The organism is Shinella sp. 20P9.1.1, from assembly GCF_057798995.1.
In genome coordinates this window covers 255,193-279,510 of sequence record NZ_JBYOLC010000007.1, presented here as the reverse complement: position 1 = coordinate 279,510, position 24,318 = coordinate 255,193, and the positions used below count along the sequence as shown (strand labels likewise).

Here is a 24,318-nt window from a genome sequence, read left to right as displayed (position 1 = left end):
CGGGCGTGAAGCAAGGGGCGGAACCCCGTTCACCAGCTGCACACTCCGCCTACCCCCTGTTTTGGCCCTGTTCGCCACAGCTCCGCCGCTGTATGGAAAACACGACCTACGGAGCGTTGATGTGTCCCCCGCCTCCCCGACCCCAGACGAGACCGCATCCCGGCCCACCGGCCTCGGGCGCCTGCCCGCCGCCCTGCAATGGGCCTGCGTGGCCTGCCTGTCACTGATAACGACCACGCCGCTCTACCTGACCGGCTTTCCGGCGGCGCTGATGATCGGCCCAATGCTTGCCGGCATCGTCGTGGCGCTGGCCGGCGGGACGATCCGGCTTCCGCGCCTCTGCTTCTTCGTCGTGCAGGTCGTCCTTGCCTTGATGATCGCCGGCACGGTGTCGCAGGATTTCGTCGCCACCTTCCTCAACAACTGGCTGCTGATCCTCGCCGTCGTCTTTTCCGTGATCGCGGTCAGCGCCTTCAGCGGCTGGATGATCGCACGCACCGGCGTCCTGCCCGGAACGACGGCGATCTGGGGCTCTTCGGCGGGCGCCGCCTCCTCCATGCTGATGATGGCGGAAGCCTATGGCGCCGATATGCGCCTCGTCGCCTTCATGCAATATCTGCGCGTGCTGTTCGTCGCGAGCCTCGCCACGCTGGTCGCGCATTTTGCCGGCCATGAGGGTGCGGCCGCACCGCCACATGCTTGGTTCGAGCCGGTACCCGTGCTTCCGCTCTTTGCGATGCTGGCCATCGGCATTCTCGCCGGCCTCGCCGGCCAGAAACTGCGCATACCGGCCGGTGCCTTCCTTCTCCCCTTCGCCCTCGCCTCGGTGCTCAACACGTCCGGCACCGTGACGATCGTCCTGCCGCAAGGACTGCTGGTCATCGCATTTGCGCTGCTCGGCTGGAATATCGGCCTCGGCTTCACACGCGCCATTCTGCTGCATGCGCGCCGCGCCCTTTTGCCGACAGTGCTGTCCATCGTCGCGCTGCTCTGTTTCTCAGGCCTTTTGGCCGGAGCGCTTGTCGTCCTGCTCGGCGTCGATCCGCTGACGGCCTATCTCGCCACCAGCCCCGGCAGCCTCGATTCGGTCGCCGTCATCGCCGCCTCCGCCAATGTGGACATCGCCTTCGTGATGACCCTGCAGACGGCGCGGCTGATCCTCGTGACCTTCATCGGCCCGTGGCTTGCCCGCTTCGTGGCGGACCGGATTTAGCCGGCATTTTCCAGAAGAATAGGCTTGCCGTGCGGCGTCGCCTCGGCAGCGCGCGCCCAGCGATCGGAAAGCGCTGATTGTTCCGCCTCGCTTGCCACGCCGCGCGCGGACAGCAGCGACGACAGCGCCGCCACCCAGCACTCGAAATAATCGGCGCCATCGACCGCGCGACCGGGCCGATGCACCTCGCGCGACAGCGCCTCGGCCCATTCGGCCCAGGAAAACAAGTCCTGCTCATGCAGCCGCACCGTCATCGCAAAGGCCTGCGCCTGCCAGGGCTCGGCAAAGACCGGATCGCCCTCGGCGGATTTCGGCAGGCCGGGTGTATCGGCAAGCGTCTCACACCGGCTCAAGATAGCTCTCCCAAGCATCGATGGAGACGGTCAGGCCGGGTGCAGCCCCCTCGCCCCAGATCTCGCCGCCATCGAAGACGACGGTATAGACCCATTGCGGGCTCTCGCCCTTGCCATGCGCATTGTCGTCGGGAAACACGAACGAGCCCTGCACGGTCTCGACCACGCCGACTTTGTCGCGGGCATAACGCGGCAGGCGCGTGTGGGTCGTCGGGTTGAAATTGCGGGTGCGCACGCGTGTGCCGGCGGCAAAGCGCGGGGCTTCCTCCGCCGGCCGGTCACAGGGACTGCCTTTGGCAAGCACGGCTGGCACCATGTCGGCCTTCAGGACACGCTTCGGCGTGGCGCCCTTTTCCAGCATCCGGCCCTCGGCCAGTTCCGCGGCGCTGACGAAGCCGTGGCGCTGCAACAGCGTTTCCAGCGCGCGGATCCAGATCTCGTAGTAACTCGCCGAGAGATAGGTGGCGGGCGGGATGTTTTCGCGCGCATGCCTGCTCTCGTCGATCGTCCAGGCGCCGAAAGCGCCGCAGGACAGCGTCACGCCCAGCGCCCGCTTTTCCCAGTCGCCGTGAAAATACGGTTCGTTCGGCTCCGGCGCGACTGGACGGAGGCCATGCTGGCCGCCGAGATCGTGCGGTCCGTTCATGGCCGCGCCTCCGGCGCCAGCGCCAGCCCGGTGCCGATCATGGCATCGCGCGTCACGAGATCGGCGAGCGCTTCCTGGTCCAGTCCCTCGGTGCCCTCGGGGCGTTGCGGCACGACGAGGTAACGCAGCTCCGCCGTCGAATCCCAGACGCGGATTTTTTGGGTCTCGGGAAGAGTCACGCCGAATTCCGCCAGAACGCCGCGCGGATCGATGACGGCGCGCGAGCGATAGGCCGGCGCCTTGTACCAGACCGGCGGCAGGCCGAGCACGGACCAGGGATAACAGGAGCACAGCGTGCAGACGACGAGATTGTGCGTATCGTCATCGTTGAACACGGCCCGCATATGCTCGCCCTGCCGGCCGGTATAACCGAGGCTGGCAATGGCCGCCGTGGCATCCCGCTTCAGCCAGTCGGCGAAATCCGGTTCCGCCCAGGCCTTGGCCACGACGCGGGCGCCGTTGCGCGGGCCGATCTTCGTCTCGTAGGTCTCGACGATGACGTCGATCGCCTTGGGATCGATCAGGCCTTTCTCCGTCAGGATTGTTTCCAGCGCGCGAACGCGCGCTTCCATCGGCGAGAAATGGTTGTCGTGGTGATGGTGATGGTGACGGTCGTCGTGGTCGTGATCATGCGACATGGCAGTCCCTCGGGCATTGCCTTTTCATACGCCCTTAGCGCAGCATCGGCCAGAGGCTGGCGACGAGCAGCAGCGCCATGGTGATGTTGAACCACTTCAGCCGCACCGGAACGGACAGCCACTCGCGTAGCGCCGAGCCGAAGCCCGCCCAGGTCGAGACGCTCGGGAAATTGACGATGGCGAAGGCGATGCCGACGATCAGCACGCTCATCGTGTAATTGGCCGAGTTGGTATAGGTCGCCATGGCCGAAACGGCCATGACCCAGGCCTTCGGATTGACCCATTGAAAGGCGGCGGCCTCCAGGAAGCTCATCGGCCGGGCACCGGCCTTGCCCTCGCCGAGCGAGCGCGAGGTGCCGATCTTCCAGGCGATCCAGACGAGATAGGCGCCGCCGGCAAATTTCAGCACCGTATAGACCAGCGGCACGGCCTCCAGCAGCGCGCCGAGCCCGAAACCGACGGCCAGCAGCAGCACGAGGAAGCCGACGCCGATGCCGCACATATGCGGGATCGTGCGCACGAAACCGAAATTCACGCCGGAGGCGAACAGCATCATATTGTTCGGGCCGGGCGTGATGGAGGTCGTGAAGGCGAAGACCAGCAGCGCCAGAAAGATTTCGATCTGCATGGCAGTCTCTTGTGATCCGGATTGTTTTTTCCGATTGATAGTCCATCTCTTGGCGACGACCAGCCAATTCTTGTCATACATACAATTCCGATTGCTGATGTATGGCGTCTCTCGTGGAGTGCAGCATGAAAGCGGAACTACCGGCAGTCACCCTTCCCGGCGGACGACAGGTCCCGGCGCTCGGCCTCGGCACTTGGCATATGGGCGAAGGCGAGGCATCGATGGCCGAGGAGGCCGCAAGCCTGCGCGCCGGGCTCGATCTCGGCATGACGGTCATCGACACGGCGGAAATGTATGCCGACGGCGGCGCGGAGGAAGTCGTCGGCGAGGCCATCAAGGGGCGGCGTGACGAAGTGTTTCTCGTCAGCAAGGTACTGCCCTACAATGCCAGCCGCGCCGGCACGATCGCCGCCTGTGAAGCCAGCCTCAAGCGTCTCGGCACCGACCATATCGAGCTCTACCTGCTGCACTGGCGCGGCCGTCACCCGTTCTCCGAAACCGTCGAGGCCTTCGAGACGCTGAAGGCTGAGGGCAAGATCGGCGCCTGGGGCGTCTCGAACTTCGACATTTCCGACATGCGGGAATTGCTCGAAGACGCCGAGCCGCATCGCCCGGCGGCCAATCAGGTGCTCTACAATCTCGCCCGCCGCGGCATCGAATTCGATCTCCTGCGCTGGAGCCAGGTGCAGGGCATCCCGATCATGGCCTATTCACCGCTCGACGAGGGACGCCTTCTGGGCCATCCCGTGCTGGAGGAGATCGGCCGCATTCACAATGTCGGCTCGGCCCAGGTCGCGCTCGCCTTCCTGCTCACCAAGGCCGGCGTCATCGCCATCCCGAAATCCGGCTCGCCCGAACGGGTACGCGACAATTTCCGCGCCTCGGAAATTCGCCTGACCTCGGAGGACCTGCGCCTGCTCGACGAAGCCTTCTCACCACCGACCCGCAAGCGGCCGCTGGAAATGATCTGAGTAAAACAACGGGCCTTTCCGTTTCCGGAAAGGCCCTTTGCCGAATGCAAGCTGTGAGAAACCTCACATGCCCTGCGGGCCGCGGTTCATCGCGGCGATGCCGGTGCGGCAGACTTCGACGAGGCCGAGCGGCTTCATGATCGCCACGAACTGGTCGATCTTCGAGGACTTGCCGGTGATTTCCAGGATGAAATGATCCGTCGTCGCATCGACAACCTTGGCATGGAAGGCATCGGCCAGACGCAGCGTTTCCTGGCGCATCTCGCCGGAGCCGACGATCTTCACCAGCGCCACTTCCCGCTCGATTGGCCGTTCCTGGCCGAGCGCCTTGGCGCGCACGGTGAGGTCTACGACGCGGTGGACGGGCACGATGCGCTCGAGCTGCGACTTGATCTGCTCCAGGACGCTGGGCGTGCCGCGCGTCACGATGGTGATGCGCGACAGATGGGCCTCATGCTCGGTCTCGGAGACCGTGAGGCTTTCGATATTGTAGCCGCGGCCGGAGAACAGGCCGATCACGCGGGCAAGAACACCCGGCTCGTTATCGACCAGCACGGAGAGCGTGTGGCTCTCCGCGACCTGGGTTTCCTTGGCGATGAAGTAGGCAGAACCGGTGGGCTGTAGGTGTGCATTCATGATCGTTTCTACCTTTTCATCAAACGAGCTGGCGGCCCTTGGCGTCGATCGCGTTGGCGACCGCTTCGTCCGTGGCCTCGTCGGGCAACAGCATTTCGTTATGCGCCTTGCCCGAGGGGATCATCGGGAAGCAGTTGGCGAGGTTCGCCACGCGGCAATCGAAGATGACCGGGCGGTTGACATCGATCATCTCCTGGATTGCGCCATCGAGATCACCGGGCTTGTCGCAGGCGATGCCGACGCCGCCATAGGCTTCCGCCAGTTTGACGAAGTCGGGCATGGCTTCCGTATAGGAGTTCGACAGACGGTTGCCGTGCAGCAGCTGCTGCCACTGGCGCACCATGCCCATATACTGGTTGTTCAGGATGAATATCTTGACGGGCAGGTTATACTGGACCGCGCAGCTCATTTCCTGAATGCACATCTGGATCGAGGCGTCGCCCGCGATGTCGATGACGAGGCTGTCGCGGTGCGCGACCTGCACGCCGATCGCCGCCGGGAAGCCGTAGCCCATCGTGCCGAGGCCGCCCGAGGTCATCCAGCGGTTCGGCTGCTCGAAGCCGTAGAACTGCGCCGCCCACATCTGGTGTTGGCCGACTTCCGTCGTGATGTAGGTGTCGCGGTCCTTGGTCAGCTCATAGAGCCGCTCGATCGCATATTGCGGCATGATCACGTCGTTGCTCGCCTTGTAGGCAAACGAGTTGCGCGCACGCCACTTGGCAATCGAGGACCACCAGTCGCACTGCTGCGACTTGTCGTAGTCCTTGGCGCCGGCCCGCCACAGACGGACCATATCTTCCAGGACATTGCCGACATCGCCCAGGATCGGAACGTCGACGCGGACGTTCTTGTTGATCGAGGACGGGTCGATATCGATGTGGATCTTCTTCGAATTCGGCGAAAACGCGTTGAGACGGCCGGTGATACGGTCGTCGAAGCGCGCGCCGATGCAGATCATGACGTCGCAGTCATGCATCGCCATGTTCGCCTCGTAAGAACCGTGCATGCCGAGCATGCCCAGCCAGTTCTTACCGGAAGCCGGATAGGCGCCGAGGCCCATCAGCGTGGAGGTGATCGGGAAACCGGTGATCTCGACGAGTTCGCGCAGCAGGCGCGAGGCTTCCGGACCGGAATTCACGACGCCGCCGCCGGAATAGATGATTGGACGGCGGGCGCTCTTCATCAGGCTGACGGCCGCTTCGATCGCGCGGGCATCACCCTGGATCTTCGGCTGGTAGCTTTTCTGAACGGGGGCGGCCGACGGCGGCGTGTAGGTGCCGGTGGCAAACTGCACGTCCTTCGGGATATCGACGACGACGGGGCCCGGACGACCGGACTGCGCGACGCGGAAGGCCTCATGGATGATGCGGGCGAGATCGTTGACGTCCTTGACCAGCCAGTTGTGCTTGGTGCAGGGGCGCGTGATGCCTACCGTGTCGCATTCTTGGAAAGCATCTGAACCGATGAGCGTGGTCGGAACCTGACCGGTGAGGCAGACGAGCGGGATGGAATCCATCAGCGCATCCTGCAGCGGCGTGACGGCATTCGTCGCACCCGGACCCGACGTGACCAGCATGACGCCGACCTTGCCGGTGGAGCGGGCATAGCCTTCGGCCATGTGGCCGGCGCCCTGCTCGTGGCGAACGAGAATGTGCTCGATATCGTCCTGCTGGAAGATCTCGTCGTAGATCGGCAGCACGGCGCCGCCGGGATAGCCGAAGATATGTTCTACGCCATTGTCTTTCAGGGCCTGCAAGACAATCTCGGCGCCCGTCATCTGGTTTTCTGTTCCGCTCATCGGTTTCCCGTCCGTCTCTTTCGTATTTCCAGGGTGCTTATCGAATTTTCGGGCATAAAAAAAGGCCCCTTGGAGGAGCCTGCTTACCGCGCATGGGTGCTTTCGCCGGATGGTTACACCACCCTGCCCATGCGCGTTCCCACCACAAGAATAACAACCGTCAGATTTTTCATGGGTCGAAGTGTTAGCCACAAAGCCGGCGCGCGTCAACGCTTTTCCCGATGCTTCGAAACGGCACGGAATCCGGCGCGGACGGCAAAAGGCGATGCAAAGCCGCGTCAACACGAAACGTCTTATTAAGCGGCCTCGGCTAGAATTCGCCTTTGATGGCAAGGAGTGCCGTGATTGCTGAACAATGATTTTCAAAGTTCTATTGTGGCGGGCGAACAGGAACGCCGGGACGACGTGTTGCAGGGCAACCGTCTGATGGGCCGCGTCGTGGCCTGCAACGGCTCGCACGCCACCATCAGCGCCGTCGCCGAAGGCGGGCAGACCGCACTCACGGAACTTTGGGCCGTCGGCCGCCTCATCTCGATTTCCGTCGGCCGCAACCGCATCGTCGCTCTCGTTTATTCCATGTCCACTGACCAGCAAAGCTGGGTGGAAAATCGCGATACCGTCTTCCGCATCGAAGTCGAGCTGCTCGGCGAAGTTCATGTGGGCCCTGATGGCCGCGAGGAATTTTCCGCCGGCATCACCGATTATCCGCATCTCGGCGCCATCGCGCACCGCATCCGCGCCTCCGATCTCGCCAAGGTCTACGACACCGGCAAGAACGATGTCTGCGCCATCGGCAAGCTGACGCAGGACGAGAGCATCGACGCGACGATCCATGTGCCTTCCATGCTGGAAAAGCATTTCGCCATCGTCGGCACCACTGGCGTCGGCAAATCGACCTCCGTCACGCTCTTGCTGCACAAGGCTATCCAGGCCGATCCGCGCCTGCGCGTGCTGATCCTCGACCCGCACAACGAATTCGCCTCCGCCTTCGGCGACCTCGCGGTCGTCATCGATACGGATACGCTCGACCTGCCCTTCTGGCTGTTCCGGCTGGAGGAATTCGCCGAGGTCGTTTTCCGCGGACGCCCCCCGGTGCCTGAGGAAATGGATATCCTGCGCGACCTCATCCCGGAGGCCAAGCGCGCCTTCCGCGGCTCCAGCGACAACGGCCTGGTGCGCCGTGCAAGCGAGAAGAGCTCGGTGACGTCGGATACGCCGGTCCCCTTCCGCATCGCCGACCTGCTGGCGCTGATCGACGAGCGCATCGGCCGGCTCGAGGGACGGGCGGAAAAGCCGCATCTGCGCTCGCTCAAGGTCAAGATCATGTCGGCGATCAACGACCCGCGCTATCACTTCATGTTCTCGTCGAACACGATCACCGACACGATCCTCGATACGATCGCCCGCATCTTCCGCATTCCCGGTGACGGCAAGCCCGTCACCACCTTCCAGCTCGCCGGCATTCCCTCGGAGGTCGTCAATTCGGTCGCCTCGGTTCTCTGCCGCATGGCCTTCGAAATCGGCCTGTGGAGCAATGGCGGCGTGCATATGCTGGTCGTTTGCGAAGAGGCGCACCGCTATGTGCCGGCCGATCCGAAGCTCGGCTTCATGCCGACGCGTCAGGCCATCGCCCGCATCGCCAAGGAGGGCCGCAAATACGGCGTCTCGCTCGGCATCATCACGCAGCGCCCCGGTGAACTCGATCCGACCATCTTGTCGCAGTGCTCGACGATCTTCGCGATGCGCCTTGCCAACGATCACGACCAGGAGATCATCCGCTCGGCGATCCCCAATTCCTCGTCCTCGACGACGAGCTTCATCTCCTCGATCGGCAATGGCGAGGCGATCGCCTTCGGCGAAGCCGTCGCGGTGCCGATGCGCATGCGCTTCTCCCGCGTCGAGGCAAGCCGCCTGCCCAAGGCGAACGGCACCGGCGTGAAAGTCACCGAAGAGACACCGCAAAGCGTCGATCTGCGCAACATCGTGGCGCGCATGCGCGCCATTACCGGCCCGGATATTTCCGGCTTCCAGAACGCCTATCTCGCCACGCAGGGCCAGGGCGGCGCGTTGCCGACCGGCTACGAGGATGCGCCCTACGAGGACGAGGAGGACTATATCGACACGCTGCAGAACGTAGCCCCCGCACCACGCCCGATCGCAGCCGCGCCAGTGCAGGATCCTTATCGCCCGGCCGCAGCCGCGCCGCCCGCGCATGAGCCCTATCGTCCTGATATGCTGCCGGGGGCCGCTGGCGCCTATGACCAGCCGGCGCAGGATCGGTTCGAAACCATCCGTCGCGAACTGACGACGGAACAGCAGCGCCCGGCGGCCGATCCCTATCGCCAGCCGCCCCGTCCCGCCTTCGGCGAACAGCAGCAGGAAACGCCGCGGCGCGAAGGCTCCATCCGCGAACAGCTCCTCAAGAAGCCGCTCAGCAGCCTCATTCGCCGCTAATTCGCAGCAAGGGGATCGATCCGCCGCCAGCGCTCGTCGAGCTGGTTGCGGAACCAGGTCATCTGGCGCTTGGCATATTGCCGGGTTGCGGCCGCGCCGCGCTCGATCACCTCGGCCTCGCGCATTTCGCCCGCCAGCATCGCCGCGATCTGCGGCACGCCGATCGCCTTCATGACGGGCATGGCCGGCGAGAGGTTTTGGGCAAGCAGCTCTTGCACCTCTTCCACCGCGCCCGCCTTGAGCATCATTGCGAAGCGCCGGTCGATACGGGCGGCCAGCACCGCGCGGTCCGGCAGCACGACGATCTTCTCCGCCCGCTCCGGATCGATCAATGTCGGCCCTGAAGCCGACTGGAAAGCCGAAATCGACTTGCCCGTCGCTTCGACCACCTCAAGCGCCCGCAGAATGCGCTGGCCATCGCTCGGCCTCAGCCGTGCAGCCGTTTGCGGGTCGCGTTTGGCAAGATCCCGGTGCAGCGCCTCGGCGCCCTCGGCCGCAAGGCGTGCGCGGACCCGCTCCCGGATATCGTCGGGAATGGTGGGCATATCCGAGAGTCCCCCCGTCAGAGCCCGAAAATAGAGACCGGTGCCGCCGACGAAGACCGGCAACCGGCCCCGTATACGCAGCTCTCCCACCAAGGCAGTTGCCTCCCGCAGCCAGTCGCCGGTGGAATAGGCAGCACCCGCCGGTACATGGCCATAGAGGCGGTGTTCGATGCCGCCCATATCCTCGGGCTGCGGGCGGGCGGTCAGAACGTTCAGCGTGTCATAGACCTGCATGCTGTCGGCATTGATCACCACGCCGCCGTGCTCGGCCGCCAGCCGCACGGCAAGCGCGGACTTGCCGCTGGCCGTCGGGCCCGTTATCAGGATCGCGTCCCGCTTTCGATCAAGGTTTTCCATCATGGCTTTCGTTGCCACGCTTGTCGCCAATCCGTCAAACCCTGTTCTGACCCCGGCGCTCGCCGAAAAGGCTGCCGAGGCCGTCAATGCATCCGGCCTCTACTGGCTCGCCGACGGCATCGCCTGCGACATCGCGCTTCGCGACGACAGCGATCCGGATGAAGCGGGCGACAAAATCCGCGCCGTCATCGGCGGCGCGCCGATCGATCTGGCCGTGCAGGACGCCGAGACGCGTCGCAAGAAGCTCCTGATCGCCGACATGGATTCGACGATGATCGGCCAGGAATGCATCGACGAACTGGCGGCCGAAGTCGGTCTCAAGGACCAGGTCGCGACCATCACCGCCCGTGCCATGAACGGCGAGATCGCCTTCGAGCCCGCCCTTCGTGAGCGCGTCGCGCTGCTCAAGGGCCTGCCGATCTCCGTCGTCGACGAGGTCATCGAAAAGCGCATCACGCTGACGCCGGGCGGGCGCGAACTCATCGCCACCATGAAGGCCAAGGGCTATTACACCGCACTCGTCTCAGGCGGCTTCACCGTCTTCACGAGCCGCATCGCCGCGACGCTCGGCTTCGACGAGAACCGCGCCAACCTGCTTCTCGACGCCGACGGCAAGCTGACCGGCGAAGTCGCAGAGCCGATCCTCGGCAAGCAGGCAAAGGTGGATGCCCTGAACGACATCGCCACGCGCCTCGGCATTTCCCCAGACGAGGCCATGGCCGTCGGCGACGGCGCCAACGACCTCGGCATGCTGCACCTTTCCGGCGCCGGCGTCGCGCTGCACGCCAAGCCAGCCGTTGCCGCCGAAGCGAAAATCCGCATCGATCACGGCGATCTTACCGCGCTGCTCTACCTGCAGGGCTACCGCAAGTCGGACTTCGTGACCGGCTGAGCCCGTGCAAAAGGCCGCTGTAGCGATGCTCCAGCGGCCTGATTCACTCTGTCCGAGAATGCCGGCAAGTCCCTGACGGGACTCACCCTTTTGTCTCAATCGATACGAACCGTGACATAGCGCAGCGCGCCGGTATGGTTGGCGATCATCATCAGCGCGTTGCGGCGGTCTTCCGACTTCAGCTTGTCGACGCGGGTCGTGACCTCCTCGGCCGTGGTCACCGCTTCCTGACCGATCTCGACGATCACATCGCCCGGCACGATGCCGCGCTCGGCCGCGGCCGAATCCGGCGCGACCTCGGTGATGACGACACCCTTGACGCTTTCGACGATATCGAAGGTCTTGCGGGCATCCGCATCGAGATCGCCGATCGCCATGCCGAGCACTAGGTCGGCAGGGGCCGGCGCGGTCTTCTCGCCGGTCTCGGGCGTCGTGCCCTCTTCGATCGTGCCTTCTTCCGGCACCATCTCGTCGCCGGCATCGGCCTGCTTCTCACCGTCCTCGAGACGGCCGAGCGTCACCTTGACCGTGATCTCCTTGCCGTCGCGCAGCAGCAGCACATCGACCGCCTTGCCGACGGGGCTTTCGGCGACGACGCGTGGCAGGTCGCGCATCTCATGCACATCCTTGCCGTCGAAGCGGGTGATGACGTCGCCCGTCTGGATCGAGCCGTTATCGACCGGGCCGCCCTTGATGATGCCGGCCACCAGCGCGCCCTTGGTCTCCTTCATGCCGAGGCTTTCGGCAATATCGTCGGTGACGGGCTGGATACGCACGCCGAGCCAGCCGCGGCGGGTCTCGCCGAATTCACGCAGCTGCGTAAAAATGTTCTGCGCCAGTTCCGTCGGCACGGAGAAGCCGATGCCGATCGAGCCGCCCGAGGGCGAGATGATGGCGGTGTTGATGCCGATGACCTCGCCATGCATGTTGAACAGCGGGCCGCCGGAATTGCCGCGATTGATGGCGGCGTCTGTCTGGATGAAATTGTCGTAGGGGCCGGCATTGATGTTGCGGCCGCGCGCCGAAATGATGCCGACCGTCACCGAACCGCCAAGACCGAACGGATTGCCGATCGCCATCACCCAGTCGCCGATGCGCATGGTGCGGGAATCGCCGAAGGGCACGGCCTTCAGCGGCGCTTTCGGCTCGACCTTGAGGAGTGCAAGGTCGGTCTTCGGGTCAGTGCCGACGAGCTTGGCCTTCAGCTTGGAGCCGTTGGCGAAGTTCACCTCGATATCGTCGGCGCCTTCGATGACGTGGTTATTCGTCGCGATGAAGCCCGAGGGGTCGATGACGAAGCCGGAGCCCAGCGAATTGACCGTCTGGCCCTGGTTGCCGCCCTCGCCGCCTTCGCCCTTGAAGAATTCGTCGAAGAAGTCCTGGAAGGGCGAACCCTCCGGCACCTGCGGGATGGGCGCCTTGTCGTCGCTCTTGACGTTCTGCGACGTGGAAATGTTGACGACGGCGTCGAGCAGGCTCTCGGCGAGGTCGGCCACGGATTCCGGGCCGTTGTTCGTCGGCTTCACCTCAGCGGCGGCCGGCACGGCGAACGGTGTGCCCGCCACAAGCGAGAACGTTACCGCGAGCGCGAGCGCCGCCTTGGCTGCGCTGGACGTCGTCTTCAAAGCCATATCAGGCATCCCCATTCGTTCCGGATCTCATGGCGAGTGTTTGCCCCGGATACGGCAAAAATCAGTCCGCCACGCTGAATTGATGTGAAAGTCATGCCCGTCTTCGCGGGTTCCTGCAAGGGCCGCCGTCATGCGCCCCCGATGAACCAGACCATCAGCACGCCGAGCCCGATGGCAAAGAGCCCGCTCGCCCTCAGCTGCGTCTCGGGAACCTGCGGCAGCATTTCCGCCATGCGCCGCAAAATCGAAGGGGCCAGTGCGTACACCAGCCCCTCGATGATCAGGAAGAAGGCGATTCCCGTGAGGAAATCGGCCATGTCGTCAGTTCGCGGTCGACGGCGTCGTTGCCGTGCCCGTATTCGTTGACGTCGCGGGCTTGGTGCCGGCGGCATCCTCGAAGTAACGGAAGAACTCCGACTGCGGCGAAAGCACGAGCGTCGTGTCCGACGCCCCCATCGCTTCCCGGTAGGCGCTCATCGACCGGTAGAAGTCGAAGAAGGCCGGATCCTGCGAGAAGGCTTCGGCGAACACGCGGCTGCGCTCGCCTTCACCCTCGCCTCGCAGGATTTCCGAATCGCGCTGGGCGGCCGCGATGAACTCGACGACCTGACGGTCGGCGATGGCGCGGCGGCGCTGGCCGGCTTCGTTACCGCGAGCGCGGATCAGTTCGGCTTCGGCAAGACGCTCGGCCTTCATGCGCTCGAAGGTCTGCTGCGAGACTTCCTGCGTCAGGTCCGTGCGGCGGATGCGGACGTCGGAGATCGTCAGGCCGAGATTAGAGGCGTCGTTCGTCAGTTCGCCGCGAACCTCGCGCATCATCGAAGCGCGCTCTTCCGACAGAGCGGATTCGAAACCGCGCAGACCGTAGACGCGGCGAAGGGCAGCGTCGAGACGGGTGCGAAGGCGCGATTCCGCCGATTCCCGGTCACCCGAGACGGTTTCGCGGAAGCGGCGGGCATCCGTGATCTTGTAGACCACGAAGGCATCGACCTCATAGAACTTGCCGCCCGAGACCTGGACGCGGATATCGTCGAGATCGAAGCGCAGCGCCTGGTCCTGGATATACTGGACGCTGTCGGCATCCATGAAGCCGAAGGGCAGCTTGAAGTAGAGGCCCGGTTCCGTCTTGACGTCCTGGATCTGGCCGAAGCGGATGACGATCGCCTGCTGGCGCTCGTTGACGACGAACACCGAGGAATAGGCGATGAACAGGAGAACGCCGATGGCGATCAGGATGGCTGGAAAACGGTTACCCATTACTGCGTCCCTCCTGCCTGCTGGCCCGTCGTGCGGCCCAGTTCGTTGAGCGGAAGGAAGGGAACGACACCCTGCCCACCCTGCTTTTCGTCGATGATGACCTTCTTGGAGTTCTTCATCACGCCTTCCATGGTTTCAAGGAAGAGACGCTTGCGGGTGACATCGGGCGCTGCCTTGTACTGTTCGTAGATGGAAAGGAAGCGTGCCGCCTCGCCTTCCGCTTCCTTGACGACGCGGTCCTTATAGGCGGCCGCCTCTTCGCGGACCTGCGCGGCCTGACCGCGGGCGAGACCCAGTTTCTGGTTGGCATACTGGTTGGCTTCTTCGAGGAAGCGGTCCTCGTCCTGCTCGGCGCGCTGCACTTCGTCGAACGCGTCGGCGACTTCGCGCGGCGGGGCCGCGTCTTCGATGGCAACCGTGTTGATCGAGATGCCGGCGCCATAGGCGTCCATGGTCGCCTGGATCGTCGTCTTCACGCCTTCGGCGATCGCCTGACGGTTATCGCGGAAGATGTCCTGCGCCGGACGGCGGCCGACGACTTCGCGCATGGCGCTTTCGGAGACCTGCTGCAGCGTTTCGGCGGGATATTCGAGATTGAAGAGGTAGGCCTGCGGGTCGGTGACCGAATAGAGCACCGAGAACTGCACGTTGACGATGTTCTGGTCGCCCGTCAGCATCAGGCCTGAGGCGTCGGAATTCGACGCGGCAGTGCGGCGGCCGATATTCTGCTGCTGCTCGGTGATCTTCACGAGCTCGACGGTCTCGAAGGGCCACATGTGGAAGTGCAGGCCCGGCATGGAGATTTCCTGCTTGGGCTTGCCGAAGCGCAGCTCGACGCCGCGCTCGTCCGGTTGGACGGTGTAGATGGAGTTCATCAGCCAGAAGACGCCAAGAAGCAGGAGGCCGATGACAACGGCGCCGCCGTTGAAACCGCCGGGCATGACGTTCTTCAGCTGGTTCTGGCCACGCCGGATGATTTCCTCAAGGTCCGGTGGGCCGCCATTGCCGCCACCGCCGCCGCGAGGACGGTTCGGACCCTGCCCCCACGGCCCCTGATTGTTTCCACCACCGCCGCTGCCGCCGCCACCCCAAGGGCCGCCGCCGCCATTCTGATTGCTCCAGGGCATCAATACCTCTTTCTTTCATGTCCCCTTGGCGCATCTCCGCAAACCGCGAAAATCCACCATCGATCTGTTGCTGCGCGTTTCGCGGATTGTTTCGCCGCGCAACGCTAGGTGAACCCGTTATAGGTATCCCTCGGGCACCTTTCAACAAATCCACGACGGGATGCGCGTCTATGCGGCAAAATAGTTCGTGATCGAAGGGGATATGTGACGTCCGCTTACGCAGCGGGCGATAGATTGTCGATGAAACTGAGCTGCTCTGCCTCAACCTTGCGTTCGTGATCAGCGGAATGCAGATAAGTCAACTTACCCCAGTTGCCTTCGAACAAAGGATTACGGTTTTTGAATTCTGTAATCATGCGCTGCCGATGCTCAGGTTTGCGGCGCACTAGGTAAGATATGCGAAATGGGAAATCATCAATCACCGATTTCTGAAACTCCCTCTCATACCTATAGTACCATTCCGCCAGATCGAAATCGAAATCGAACTTAGCATCACCATTGATAGGTCCACTATAAACGTCTGTAAGGAATATTTTATTGATATATTGATCAAATATCTGATATATATTCTCCCCACCAATCACAAAAAACTGATTTTTATCCATACATATAGAATAAAAGTCAGCAAGCAGGAGGGCAGTTTCGGGGTCTCTCGCCCATTTGACCTTATCGGTATCTTCGATCGGAGAGCGTGACAGGACAATATTCACGCGATTCGGGAGCGGGCGCCCTAAAGACTCGAATGTCTTGCGCCCCATAATGATCGCATGCCCCTGCGTTAGCGCCTTGAAATTCTTCAAGTCGGTACCGAGATGCCAAGGTAGTCTATTTTCGATGCCAATTATGCGGTCAGGATAGCTACGCGCCACAATAGACACTGCGGATGGCATTTTAGCGCGATGCTTACTAGACACAAACTCGACCCATCAGGCTGTTGAGGCACAACAAGTGCAATGGGCGAACCTCATGACAGATAAGGGTTCAGAGAACAACCTCCACCAAAGATTCTGCCCAGCCAAACAGGTGTTCTCCACTTTAACTGAGCCACCTCGTCAGAGAACGTGATGTTTGACAGATCAGACGGCGATGGGCGCCTTGATGGTTGAATCGGCTTCGTAGCCGATCAGGGTGAAGTCCTCGAATTTGAAGGAGAAAAGATCCTTCACATCGGGATTGATCTTCATGAAAGGAAGCGGCTTCGGCCGGCGCGTCATCTGCGTGCGCACCTGCTCGAAATGGTTGGCATAGATATGCGCGTCGCCCAGCGTATGAACGAAATCGCCCGGCTGCAGATCCGTCACCTGCGCCACCATCATGGTCAGCAGCGCGTAGGAAGCGATGTTGAAGGGCACGCCGAGGAAGATATCCGCCGAGCGCTGATAGAGCTGACAGGAGAGCTTGCCGTCCGCCACGTAGAACTGGAACAGGCAATGGCATGGCGGCAGCGCCATCTCGTCGACCAGCGCCGGGTTCCAGGCCGACACGATGTGGCGGCGGGAATTCGGGTTGCGCTTGATGCTGTCGATTACGGCGACGATCTGATCGAGATGGCGGCCGTCATGGGTCGGCCAGGAGCGCCACTGATAGCCGTAGACCGGGCCGAGTTCGCCCTTCTCGTCGGCCCATTCATCCCAGATGGTGACGCCGTTGTCGTGGAGATAGCCGATATTGGTATCTCCCTTCAGGAACCACAGCAATTCATGGATGATCGAGCGCAGGTGCAGCTTCTTGGTGGTCAGCACCGGGAAACCTTCCGACAGGTCGAAGCGCATCTGATGGCCGAAGACGCCGCGCGTGCCCGTGCCGGTCCGGTCTCCGCGGTCGGAGCCGTTTTCCATTACATGGGCGAGAAGATCGAGATATTGCTGCATGGTCGCCGCCGATTCGTTGTCCAGCGTAAGATACTAATGCGCGAACGGCGGCGACCAAAGGACGAAATGGGATTTCCCCGTTTTCCCCAAGGCTCCGTTGTCTTGAGGCCCGGCCTGTCTCAGGCCAGCGCGTCGAGTTTCCCGAGTTCCTTGGCCGTGAGATAGTAGAAGGTGACGCGCGATTTCGTGCGGTCGTCGGCCATCGCCTTGCAAACGGCCTCGACCGCCTTGTCGGCGGCGTCGCCCGTGATACCGAACTTCTTGCCGCACCACTTCTCTTTGACGCGGTCGAGTTCCGCGGGGTCGGAGCAGGAGACCAGCGACGAGTCGCGGTTGCGCAACGCGATGCCGAGATGGCTCACGATCTTCTTGACGACGGCCTCGTCGGCACCGCTGTCATATTTGCGGACATCTGCGAGATAATCGGTCATGCTGTCTCCCTCTACGATCAACATGCGTGCCGCCATCATGGCGAGCCTGACGCACGGCCATGGTTTTCCCGTGCTCGAGGCAAGTCAAGCGATAATAGGCGATGTCAGGCTCCCATAGGATTTGCACCGGTATTTTTGCAATTTCTGAAGAAATACCACGTAGAGGTGTGTGCTGCGGCCTGCAACAGGCATGCCGCTGATAACGACGGTATCGGCAGGTGCGACAGACGGAAGACCATTCGCAGAGATTCTGGCTTGCCTATGGCGTAGCCTCTCTGGCCGTTGCGGTGATGGCGCTCGGCTGGGGCATCTTCTTTGCCTCCCGGCAAGCCTGGGCCCTTGTCGGCATCGACGTCGCGGTAATCGCCGTCTCCCTCATGAGCTTTCTCCTGGCGCATCGCCGTCAGCTTTCGGCGGCCCTGCTGTTCTCGCAGATATCCTTCTTCTTCATCATCCTGGTCTTCTGCCTCGTCTTTGACGTGCCGAATGCCGTGGCGCCGCGCGTCACGCATATCTTCCTGCTGGTCCTGGCGCTGCTCGGCTATATCAACTACCAGCGCGAGCGCTCGCGCCTCCAGCTGGCCGTCATCGTGCTGTGCCTCGGGTCCTTCATTGTCTTCTCGAGCACTAATTTCACCGCCCCGGTGACCCAGCCGATAGCGGACGAATTTCGCACCTTCGGCACGTGGGTGAATACGATCATCGCCGTCGCTCTGCTCTGTGGCGGCATCTATGTGATGCAGCTGAAATTCGCGCACAACTTCGATCAGGCGCGCGATATCAAGGCCGCGCTCACCAACCGGGAATTCGAGCTGTTTTACCAGCCGCAAGTCGATGAAGCCGGCAAAGTGTCCGGCGCCGAAGCGCTGCTGCGTCGTAAGCGGCCGGGCGGCGGCCATATTTCGCCGGCCGAATTCATTCCCGCCGCGGAAGAGGCCGGCCTGATGCCGGCGCTGGGCGACTGGGTGCTGGGCGAGGCTTGCCGCACCCTCGCCTTCTGGCAGCAGGACGCGGCGACGCGCCATCTGAAACTGTCGGTCAATGTCAGCGTCGACCAGTTCATGAAGGCCGACTTCATCGAAACCCTGATGGCCCGCATCGCGGCCCGCGAGCTCGATCCGACCCGGCTCAAGCTGGAACTCACCGAGAGCATGATGGTCGACGACGTCGATGTCATCGTGGAGAAGATGCGGGCGCTGCGTGCCGCGGGCATCATCCTCTCGCTCGACGATTTCGGCACCGGCTATTCCTCGCTGAGCCACCTGCGGCAATTGCCGATCCACGAGATCAAGATCGACCGCTCCTTCGTGCAGGATGCGCCCCAGAGCAAGCGCAACCGGATCCTGCTCAAAAGCATCTTCGACATCGCCCGCATGCTGGAATTTTCCGTCGTCGCGGAAGGCATCGAAACGAAGGAGCAATTGCTGCTTCTCCAGTCCTTCGGCTGCACCGTTTTCCAAGGCTATTATTTCGGCCGGCCCGTCCCGCTTGCCGAATTCCAGAGCCGCTGGGCCAATGAAGCCCCGCCGCTTGCCGAAACCGCCTGAAGGTAAATCGGAAATCCCGTCACAAAACCCTTTTCTTGCGCGCCGGGAATGCCTATATGTGACGTGCTGCTTCGGCAGCTATGGCAATAAACGGGCGGTGTAATAAACCCATTGGACCCGGGGGCGGTACCCGGCGCCTCCACCAAAAACCGGTCAACCCTTGACGGACCGGCTTTTGATGGGGGCGAAATAGGATCGACAAGGGCGTAAAGATCGACTTTTTGCTCGGCATTGTACCACCGTTATCGGGCTAAACTTGTAGTTGCAAACGACAACTATGCGGAAGCTCGTCTCGCTGCTTAATCGCGGTGTGACACTTCACTCAAAGTCCTGACGGGTCGCACCGGCAGGCGGGGTCCGAAGGCACCTGGCAACAGAAGCCTTCACCTTCTCCAATCCCTTGAAATGGTCTATAGCTGTGCCAGATGACTCGTGCCCGACCGCATGAGATGAGACGCAATGCCTGATATAAAGGCAGCAGGAAGAAAGACAGGAACGGATGGCGCAAGACCACATTCGCTACGACATTCTCGCCCAGGACGCGCTGCGCAGCGTCATTCGCAAGGTTTTGTCCGAAGTCGCGGTCACAGGGCACCTCCCCGGTGAGCACCATTTCTTCATCACCTTCCTGACCAACGCCCCCGGCGTGCGCATCTCGCAGCACCTCAAGGCGAAATATGCCGAGCAGATGACGATCGTCGTGCAGCACCAGTTCTGGGACCTCAAGGTCACCGAGAGCCTGTTCGAGATCGGCCTCTCCTTCTCCGATACGCCGGAAAAGCTGGTCATCCCATTCAATGCCATCCGCGGCTTCTACGACCCTTCGGTGAGCTTCGAACTGGAATTCGACGTGCCGGCCGTCGAGGAGGAGGAAGAACACTCCGCCGAGATCACCGCCTATCCCGCTTCGCCGGAAAAGGCCGAGGATGCGGGCGAAGAGCCGACGCCCCCGACCGGTGGCGACGACAACAAGGGCGGCTCGGTCGTCTCGCTCGATTCCTTCCGCAAGAAGAACTGAGTTCTTCGATGAGCGGCGACATCGTCAATCTTCGCCAGTTCCGCAAGCAGAAAGCCCGCTCCGACAAGGAAAAGCAGGCCGAGCAGAACCGGCTCACTTTCGGTCGGACGAAGGCCGAGAAGACGCTGACGCGCGCCCTCAACGAGAAAGCGGAAAAGACCCTCGATCAGGGCCGTCTCGAGCAATCAGAGCGGCCCGACGAGACGAAGGACTGAAAGCTTTTCAAGCCTTTACCGGGAAAACCGGAATCGATCTCCCAAACCCTTGAATCGATGCACAAGGCATGATCCGCAAATATTCCACGACCCTTCATGGCCACCGCACGAGCTTTTCGCTGGAGCCGGCCTTTCACGACATGCTCAAGGATATCGCCGACGGGCGGGCGCTGCCGCTGGCCGCCCTCATCCGCGAAATCGACGATACGCGCGCCGTGGATGACAATCTGTCCTCGGCGCTGCGGCTCTATGTACTGCAATGGCTGAAGGAACGGTTGGCCGACAGCCCGGTTAGTTGACACCCGGCAGGCCGTTGAAATTCAGCTGGCCGCCATCGACCGGCGGCAGATCCTCGCCGCGCTCGACACCCTCTCCGGGCGAGACGAGACGGCGCTGCTTCGCCTCGTCCTCAGCCTTGCGCGCTTCCTCAGCCGCCCGCTGCTCGGCAAGCCGGCGCGCCTCCTGCTCGGCTTCCTTGAGACGCCGCGCGTCATCCGCCGCCTTGCGGCGCACGCGTTCGGCCTCCTCGGCAGCGGCACGCGTGGAGCGCTCCTGTTCCAGTCGCTCAAGCGCTTCCGCCCGGCGGCGTGCCTCTTCCTCCGCTTGCAGGCGCGCCGCCTCGGCAAGGGCTGCCCGCGCCTCCGCACGGGAGCGATAAAGGGCGGCCTCACGGCGCAGGCGCTGCTTTTCCAGCACATTGGCCTGCAAGGTCTCGACGCGCCGGCGCTCCGTCTCGAAGCGGCGCAGCGACAGGAAATTGGCCAGAGGCTGCACGTCCATCTCGAAACCGGGCGCCTCGACAAGCCCGCGATAGCCGAGCACCACTTCCGGCTCGGCCCCCGCCAGCGCCTCCTCGCCCGCCTTGTAGCTGACGGCAAGGCGCGCCGTCATGGTGTCGCCGGCAAGATCGACATCGGCATCGCCGGTCAGCGCTGCCCCGGCATCCTCGGCCGTCAAGCTCTGCACGCGCAACTTGCCACCGGCCAGCGCGAAGGGAATGCGCACGTCACCGAGGGCTGCTTCCTTCTGGAGAATGGCATCGGCGGCAAAACCTGCGACCCGTTCCGGCGTGACATCCCCTTCGATGCGGTCACCTTCCGCCAGCAGCGCCGGCAGCGCCCCGGTATCGAGCCCGCGCAGGGTCAGGTCCGAAACATGCACCTCGCCGGAACCGCTCGCGCCCTCGACCATGGTCCGGACGCTCTTGCCGGAGGCATCGACGGCCAGCGTCACATCCGCCTTGCCGGTGGCGACAGCACCTTGCTGGCCAGCCCAGGCGATCTTCGAGAGATCGGCGCCCGTCAGCCGGGCGCGCGCCTCGAAGAGCCCGTTCTCATCGGCATTGGCCACCTTGAGGCGACCCGAAAGCCGTCCGCCCAGCCAGTCGCCCTCCATGTCGTCGAGCGTCAGTTCGCCGCCCTTCCACTGGAGATTGCCCTTGAAATCCTCGACCGCGTCATAAAGCCCCGGCCAGAAGGAACCGGCCGACAGCGCAACGGAGACATCGGCGGCATCCTGAAGCGGCTGCACCAGCGGCGCGGTGTTGAGCCCACCTTCGACAACATCCTGCACCGGGCCAGCGACGGCCTCGGCGAGGAAGGCAAAATCGACCGTATCGAAGCGCAGCGCGCCCGTGCCCTTGAGCACGGTCGCCGCGCGATCGAAGGTCAGACTGCCGGAAAACGCGTTGCGATCGGCCTTGCCTGTGATCTCCGTGATGGCGATGGCTTCGGGACTGGTCGTGACCGAGGCCTGCAAAGAGATCGGCAAGCCGGTGCCGGCCTGCGGCACGGCGATGCCGTTCATCATCAGATAGGGTTCGATATCGTCGCTCTTGGCGGTCACGGCGAGCGTACCGTCGAGGAATCCGTTCGCGGCCAGCATGGCGGTGCCCTTCGCGGAAATCGTCGTACTACCGGCGTTGAAAGACGCAGACACCGTCGCCGGTCCCTCCTCCGGCTGCGTCACGCGGATTGTGGCGCTGCCATCAGGCTCGGCATCGAAGGGCAGTGGATCAAGCCCGATCTGCCCGGCGAGCACGACGGATTGCGGGTTGAACAGGCTGCCCTCCAGCTCGAAGCGGCTGCCGGCCAGGAGATCGGCCGGCGTTTTCGCCGAAACGTTCAGTTCCAGACGCCCCTCATTGACGGGGCCGGTGACGGTCAGCGTCGCCGGCTTGTCCTCCGCCATGGTCGCCCGGATCGACAGGTCGGCATTGTCATAATAGCCGGCATTGGCGACGAAGCGGCTGAGAAGCGGATGGGCCGGCAGGTGGCGCGCCAGGAGATCGGCGACCGGCCGCATGGCTTCCGCCTTCAGCTTCACGTCGATGCCGGCGCTCGGTGCCAGCAATGTTCCGCCCAGCGTGCCGCTTGCCGACAGCGTCGCGCCCTCCAGTGAGGCGATATCGAGATGGCTCAGCGTCAGCAGTCCGTCCTTCATCGATAGCGCCGCATTGACGCCGCTGGCGCTTTCGCCGAAGGCGGTGAAGCGATCCACCTTGATATCCAGCGCCATCGCATGGTCCGCCAGCGTGCCGAGCGAGGCATCGCCGGCGACGAGACCGGTCAAAGCCTGCAGCGAGTCCAGCTGCACGTCGTTACCGCGCAGTTCCAGCGACAGGGTCGGCGCGGCATCGGAGCGGGATTCGCGCTCCAGCCGGCCGTTCAGCGACGCACCGCCAATGGCGATTTCCAGGCTCTCGAAGCGCTGCAATTCGTCCGTCAGGTTCACGTCGGCGGAAAAGCCCGCGGTCTTCAGCTTGCGGATTTCCGGATCGACGGAGCCGGCAAGCCAGGTGGCGAGGCCAGACGGCTGGTTGGACGCGACCAGCAGATTGCCGACGAAGCTGCGGTTTTCGCGCAATGTCAGCCGCCCCTTCGCCTCCAGCGCGGTGCGGCCCGGCAGCTGCGCATCCGCCCGGTCGATACGCCAGCCGTCTCCGTCAGGCTTCACGTCGAGGCGGATTTCGCGCACCGTGGTATCGCCCACCACGACGGCGGGCAGGAACAGACTGGCGCGGCCCGGCACCTGCGGGATCGGAATATCCGCGGCGATCGCCAGCAGCGCCTGAAGCCGCTGGCGGGCGGAAAGCTGCGGGTCTCGGCCAGTCTTTCCGGTCTCCCCGCTGTTGCCGATGCGCGAGACATCGATCTGCTGGCCATCGGCAATCAACAGGAATTCCGGCGCACGGCCGGTATCCAGCGTCGCCTCGCCCGTCACCACATAGGGGTCGGCGGCAGGCCCCGCTTCCAGTCGGTATTCGGGAATACGCACGCGCTCGTTGGAAAGCTCGAACTTGCCGGCGACGCGGATCGGATCGCTTACCACCTCGCCCTTGGCGCGCGGCTTTTCGGAAACGGTGAAACCGCCCTGATATTGCGGACGGAAATCGACGATCTTCAATGCCCCATCGAGATCGGCGGTGAAGGCAAGATTATCGGGCACTATGCGGGCGCGCATGGACAGCGCGCCATTCTCCACCTGCCCGCTCGACAGCTGGAAAGCCCCGCTTTCCCCATCGAGCGCACCGCGCCCATCGATGCGCCAGGGACCGGCCAGCGTTTTCGCCGAAATCTGCGCGTCGAGCCCGGAGACATGGCGCGTGCGGCCCGTCTGCTCGTCGACGAATTCGATGTCACCGCCGGTGATGGCGACATTTTCGAGGATGACCGTGCGGGCGGGGATATCCGACTTGCGGCCCCGCGCCCAGTCGAGTGTGCCGTCCTGGAAGAGCTTGATGCGGGCCTTGGGCTCCTCGATGCGCATGTCGAAGATCAGCGCCTCGCCTGAGAGGAACGGCGCCAGCTCCGCATCCATCGAGAAACGCGCGACCTCGACCAGCGGCTTGCCATCCTCCGGCGAGCCGACGCGCACGTCGTTCAGCGTCACGGATGGGAACGGGATGAGGCGGGCATCGACACTACCGTGCACGGTGACGGGGCGGCCCATGATGCGGCTCGCCTCGCGTTCGAAATCCTGCCGGAAATTCGTCCAATCGACGAAGAGCGGCGCCAGCAGCGCCACGAAGAGCGCCACGACCACAAGGCCGCCACCGATAAGCATGATCCTAGAAAGCACGCCGCATGCC

General features: G+C 63.2%; 23 protein-coding genes and 1 other RNA gene. 9 read left to right on the top strand and 15 right to left on the bottom strand.

What is annotated here, in order from left to right; translation table 11 throughout:
* The first annotated feature begins 121 nt into the window (after positions 1–121).
* Positions 122–1,213, top strand: coding sequence for an AbrB family transcriptional regulator (locus AC27VQ_RS14790; RefSeq protein WP_488716851.1), 1,092 nt, complete (start codon positions 122–124; stop codon positions 1,211–1,213).
* Here the strand turns inward: AC27VQ_RS14790 and AC27VQ_RS14785 are convergent.
* The 4 genes from AC27VQ_RS14785 to AC27VQ_RS14770 are packed head-to-tail and all read right to left on the bottom strand — an operon-like array spanning position 1,210 to position 3,478.
* Entirely contained in the window at positions 1,210–1,566 is a 357-nt protein-coding gene (locus AC27VQ_RS14785; RefSeq protein ID WP_488716850.1) for a nitrile hydratase accessory protein, read from the bottom strand. The genes AC27VQ_RS14790 and AC27VQ_RS14785 overlap by 4 nt on opposite strands.
* Positions 1,553–2,212, bottom strand: coding sequence for a nitrile hydratase subunit beta (gene nthB, locus AC27VQ_RS14780; RefSeq protein WP_488716849.1), 660 nt, complete (start codon positions 2,210–2,212; stop codon positions 1,553–1,555). Before nthB ends, AC27VQ_RS14785 begins: the two co-directional genes overlap by 14 nt.
* Positions 2,209–2,850: a nitrile hydratase subunit alpha gene (gene nthA / locus AC27VQ_RS14775; RefSeq protein WP_488716848.1), complete on the bottom strand. Its 642-nt coding sequence runs from the start codon at positions 2,848–2,850 to the stop codon at positions 2,209–2,211. Before nthA ends, nthB begins: the two co-directional genes overlap by 4 nt.
* Positions 2,851–2,884: 34 nt before the next feature.
* Positions 2,885–3,478 carry a LysE family translocator gene (locus AC27VQ_RS14770; RefSeq protein ID WP_313527205.1) on the bottom strand — a complete coding sequence of 198 codons (594 nt, stop codon included), beginning with the start codon at positions 3,476–3,478 and terminating at the stop codon, positions 2,885–2,887.
* Between the two features lie 125 nt (positions 3,479–3,603).
* On the opposite strand from AC27VQ_RS14770, the gene AC27VQ_RS14765 reads away from it, so the two are divergent.
* Positions 3,604–4,449 carry an aldo/keto reductase gene (locus tag AC27VQ_RS14765; RefSeq protein ID WP_488716847.1) on the top strand — a complete coding sequence of 282 codons (846 nt, stop codon included), beginning with the start codon at positions 3,604–3,606 and terminating at the stop codon, positions 4,447–4,449.
* Positions 4,450–4,512: 63 nt separating this feature from the next.
* Here AC27VQ_RS14765 and ilvN read toward each other — a convergent pair whose 3' ends face one another.
* Positions 4,513–5,085, bottom strand: a complete 573-nt coding sequence (ilvN, locus tag AC27VQ_RS14760) for an acetolactate synthase small subunit (protein ID WP_313527199.1) — start codon at positions 5,083–5,085, stop codon at positions 4,513–4,515.
* A 19-nt stretch (positions 5,086–5,104) separates the two neighbouring features.
* Positions 5,105–6,883: an acetolactate synthase 3 large subunit gene (locus AC27VQ_RS14755; protein WP_488716846.1), complete on the bottom strand. Its 1,779-nt coding sequence runs from the start codon at positions 6,881–6,883 to the stop codon at positions 5,105–5,107.
* A 345-nt stretch (positions 6,884–7,228) separates the two neighbouring features.
* Here AC27VQ_RS14755 and AC27VQ_RS14750 point away from each other — a divergent pair, with 345 nt between their 5' ends.
* The gene (locus AC27VQ_RS14750; protein WP_488716845.1) at positions 7,229–9,337 is read left to right on the top strand and encodes an ATP-binding protein; all 2,109 of its coding nucleotides are present in this window, start codon (positions 7,229–7,231) and stop codon (positions 9,335–9,337) included.
* Here AC27VQ_RS14750 and miaA read toward each other — a convergent pair.
* Entirely contained in the window at positions 9,334–10,242 is a 909-nt protein-coding gene (miaA, locus tag AC27VQ_RS14745) for a tRNA (adenosine(37)-N6)-dimethylallyltransferase MiaA (RefSeq protein WP_488716888.1), read from the bottom strand. The genes AC27VQ_RS14750 and miaA overlap by 4 nt on opposite strands.
* On the opposite strand from miaA, the gene serB reads away from it, so the two are divergent.
* A complete protein-coding gene (gene serB / locus AC27VQ_RS14740; protein WP_488716844.1) occupies positions 10,241–11,131 on the top strand; it encodes a phosphoserine phosphatase SerB in 891 nt (296 codons plus the stop codon). The genes miaA and serB overlap by 2 nt on opposite strands.
* 95 nt (positions 11,132–11,226) lie before the next feature.
* Here the strand turns inward: serB and AC27VQ_RS14735 are convergent, their stop codons facing one another.
* The 7 genes from AC27VQ_RS14735 to AC27VQ_RS14705 form a co-directional block, all read right to left on the bottom strand.
* On the bottom strand, positions 11,227–12,771 hold the full coding sequence (locus AC27VQ_RS14735) for a DegQ family serine endoprotease (protein WP_488716843.1): 1,545 nt from the start codon (positions 12,769–12,771) through the stop codon (positions 11,227–11,229).
* Positions 12,772–12,890: 119 nt separating this feature from the next.
* Complete coding sequence (locus tag AC27VQ_RS14730) at positions 12,891–13,079, bottom strand: DUF2065 domain-containing protein (RefSeq protein ID WP_488716842.1); 189 nt, start codon at positions 13,077–13,079, stop codon at positions 12,891–12,893.
* A 4-nt stretch (positions 13,080–13,083) separates the two neighbouring features.
* The gene (gene hflC, locus AC27VQ_RS14725) at positions 13,084–14,019 is read right to left on the bottom strand and encodes a protease modulator HflC (RefSeq protein WP_313527182.1); all 936 of its coding nucleotides are present in this window, start codon (positions 14,017–14,019) and stop codon (positions 13,084–13,086) included.
* Positions 14,019–15,146: an FtsH protease activity modulator HflK gene (hflK, locus tag AC27VQ_RS14720; protein WP_313527180.1), complete on the bottom strand. Its 1,128-nt coding sequence runs from the start codon at positions 15,144–15,146 to the stop codon at positions 14,019–14,021. The genes hflC and hflK overlap by 1 nt, the downstream gene beginning before the upstream one ends.
* Positions 15,147–15,361: 215 nt before the next feature.
* Complete coding sequence (locus AC27VQ_RS14715; protein ID WP_488716841.1) at positions 15,362–16,015, bottom strand: dihydrofolate reductase; 654 nt, start codon at positions 16,013–16,015, stop codon at positions 15,362–15,364.
* 207 nt (positions 16,016–16,222) lie between these two features.
* Positions 16,223–17,017, bottom strand: coding sequence for a thymidylate synthase (locus AC27VQ_RS14710; protein ID WP_421593543.1), 795 nt, complete (start codon positions 17,015–17,017; stop codon positions 16,223–16,225).
* A gap of 119 nt (positions 17,018–17,136) precedes the next feature.
* Positions 17,137–17,448, bottom strand: a complete 312-nt coding sequence (locus tag AC27VQ_RS14705) for a DUF2853 family protein (protein ID WP_488716840.1) — start codon at positions 17,446–17,448, stop codon at positions 17,137–17,139.
* Positions 17,449–17,666: 218 nt separating this feature from the next.
* On the opposite strand from AC27VQ_RS14705, the gene AC27VQ_RS14700 reads away from it, so the two are divergent.
* The 5 genes from AC27VQ_RS14700 to AC27VQ_RS14680 all read left to right on the top strand — a co-directional run bounded on the left by AC27VQ_RS14700 (position 17,667) and on the right by AC27VQ_RS14680 (position 20,527).
* Complete coding sequence (locus AC27VQ_RS14700) at positions 17,667–18,995, top strand: putative bifunctional diguanylate cyclase/phosphodiesterase (RefSeq protein WP_488716839.1); 1,329 nt, start codon at positions 17,667–17,669, stop codon at positions 18,993–18,995.
* A gap of 26 nt (positions 18,996–19,021) precedes the next feature.
* Positions 19,022–19,383, top strand: a transfer-messenger RNA (tmRNA) gene (ssrA, locus tag AC27VQ_RS14695).
* A gap of 111 nt (positions 19,384–19,494) precedes the next feature.
* A complete protein-coding gene (locus AC27VQ_RS14690) occupies positions 19,495–20,013 on the top strand; it encodes an SspB family protein (protein WP_313527166.1) in 519 nt (172 codons plus the stop codon).
* An 8-nt stretch (positions 20,014–20,021) separates the two neighbouring features.
* On the top strand, positions 20,022–20,228 hold the full coding sequence (locus AC27VQ_RS14685; RefSeq protein ID WP_488716838.1) for a DUF4169 family protein: 207 nt from the start codon (positions 20,022–20,024) through the stop codon (positions 20,226–20,228).
* A gap of 68 nt (positions 20,229–20,296) precedes the next feature.
* Positions 20,297–20,527, top strand: coding sequence for a ribbon-helix-helix domain-containing protein (locus AC27VQ_RS14680; RefSeq protein WP_488716837.1), 231 nt, complete (start codon positions 20,297–20,299; stop codon positions 20,525–20,527).
* Here the strand turns inward: AC27VQ_RS14680 and AC27VQ_RS14675 are convergent.
* Positions 20,520–24,308, bottom strand: a complete 3,789-nt coding sequence (locus tag AC27VQ_RS14675; protein WP_488716836.1) for an AsmA family protein — start codon at positions 24,306–24,308, stop codon at positions 20,520–20,522. The genes AC27VQ_RS14680 and AC27VQ_RS14675 overlap by 8 nt on opposite strands.
* Positions 24,309–24,318 lie beyond the last annotated feature (10 nt).

Bases quoted from the DNA above. Each gene is read 5' to 3' on its own strand.
- nthB (WP_488716849.1), bottom strand. From the start codon at position 2,212: ATGAACGGACCGCACGATCTCGGCGGCCAGCATGGCCTCCGTCCAGTC.
- nthA (WP_488716848.1), bottom strand. From the start codon at position 2,850: ATGTCGCATGATCACGACCACGACGACCGTCACCATCACCATCACCAC.
- AC27VQ_RS14770 (WP_313527205.1), bottom strand. From the start codon at position 3,478: ATGCAGATCGAAATCTTTCTGGCGCTGCTGGTCTTCGCCTTCACGACC.
- AC27VQ_RS14765 (WP_488716847.1), top strand. From the start codon at position 3,604: ATGAAAGCGGAACTACCGGCAGTCACCCTTCCCGGCGGACGACAGGTC.
- ilvN (WP_313527199.1), bottom strand. From the start codon at position 5,085: ATGAATGCACACCTACAGCCCACCGGTTCTGCCTACTTCATCGCCAAG.
- AC27VQ_RS14755 (WP_488716846.1), bottom strand. From the start codon at position 6,883: ATGAGCGGAACAGAAAACCAGATGACGGGCGCCGAGATTGTCTTGCAG.
- serB (WP_488716844.1), top strand. From the start codon at position 10,241: ATGGCTTTCGTTGCCACGCTTGTCGCCAATCCGTCAAACCCTGTTCTG.
- miaA (WP_488716888.1), bottom strand. From the start codon at position 10,242: ATGATGGAAAACCTTGATCGAAAGCGGGACGCGATCCTGATAACGGGC.
- AC27VQ_RS14735 (WP_488716843.1), bottom strand. From the start codon at position 12,771: ATGCCTGATATGGCTTTGAAGACGACGTCCAGCGCAGCCAAGGCGGCG.
- AC27VQ_RS14730 (WP_488716842.1), bottom strand. From the start codon at position 13,079: ATGGCCGATTTCCTCACGGGAATCGCCTTCTTCCTGATCATCGAGGGG.
- hflC (WP_313527182.1), bottom strand. From the start codon at position 14,019: ATGGGTAACCGTTTTCCAGCCATCCTGATCGCCATCGGCGTTCTCCTG.
- hflK (WP_313527180.1), bottom strand. From the start codon at position 15,146: ATGCCCTGGAGCAATCAGAATGGCGGCGGCGGCCCTTGGGGTGGCGGC.
- AC27VQ_RS14710 (WP_421593543.1), bottom strand. From the start codon at position 17,017: ATGCAGCAATATCTCGATCTTCTCGCCCATGTAATGGAAAACGGCTCC.
- AC27VQ_RS14705 (WP_488716840.1), bottom strand. From the start codon at position 17,448: ATGACCGATTATCTCGCAGATGTCCGCAAATATGACAGCGGTGCCGAC.
- AC27VQ_RS14690 (WP_313527166.1), top strand. From the start codon at position 19,495: ATGGCGCAAGACCACATTCGCTACGACATTCTCGCCCAGGACGCGCTG.
- AC27VQ_RS14685 (WP_488716838.1), top strand. From the start codon at position 20,022: ATGAGCGGCGACATCGTCAATCTTCGCCAGTTCCGCAAGCAGAAAGCC.
- AC27VQ_RS14680 (WP_488716837.1), top strand. From the start codon at position 20,297: ATGATCCGCAAATATTCCACGACCCTTCATGGCCACCGCACGAGCTTT.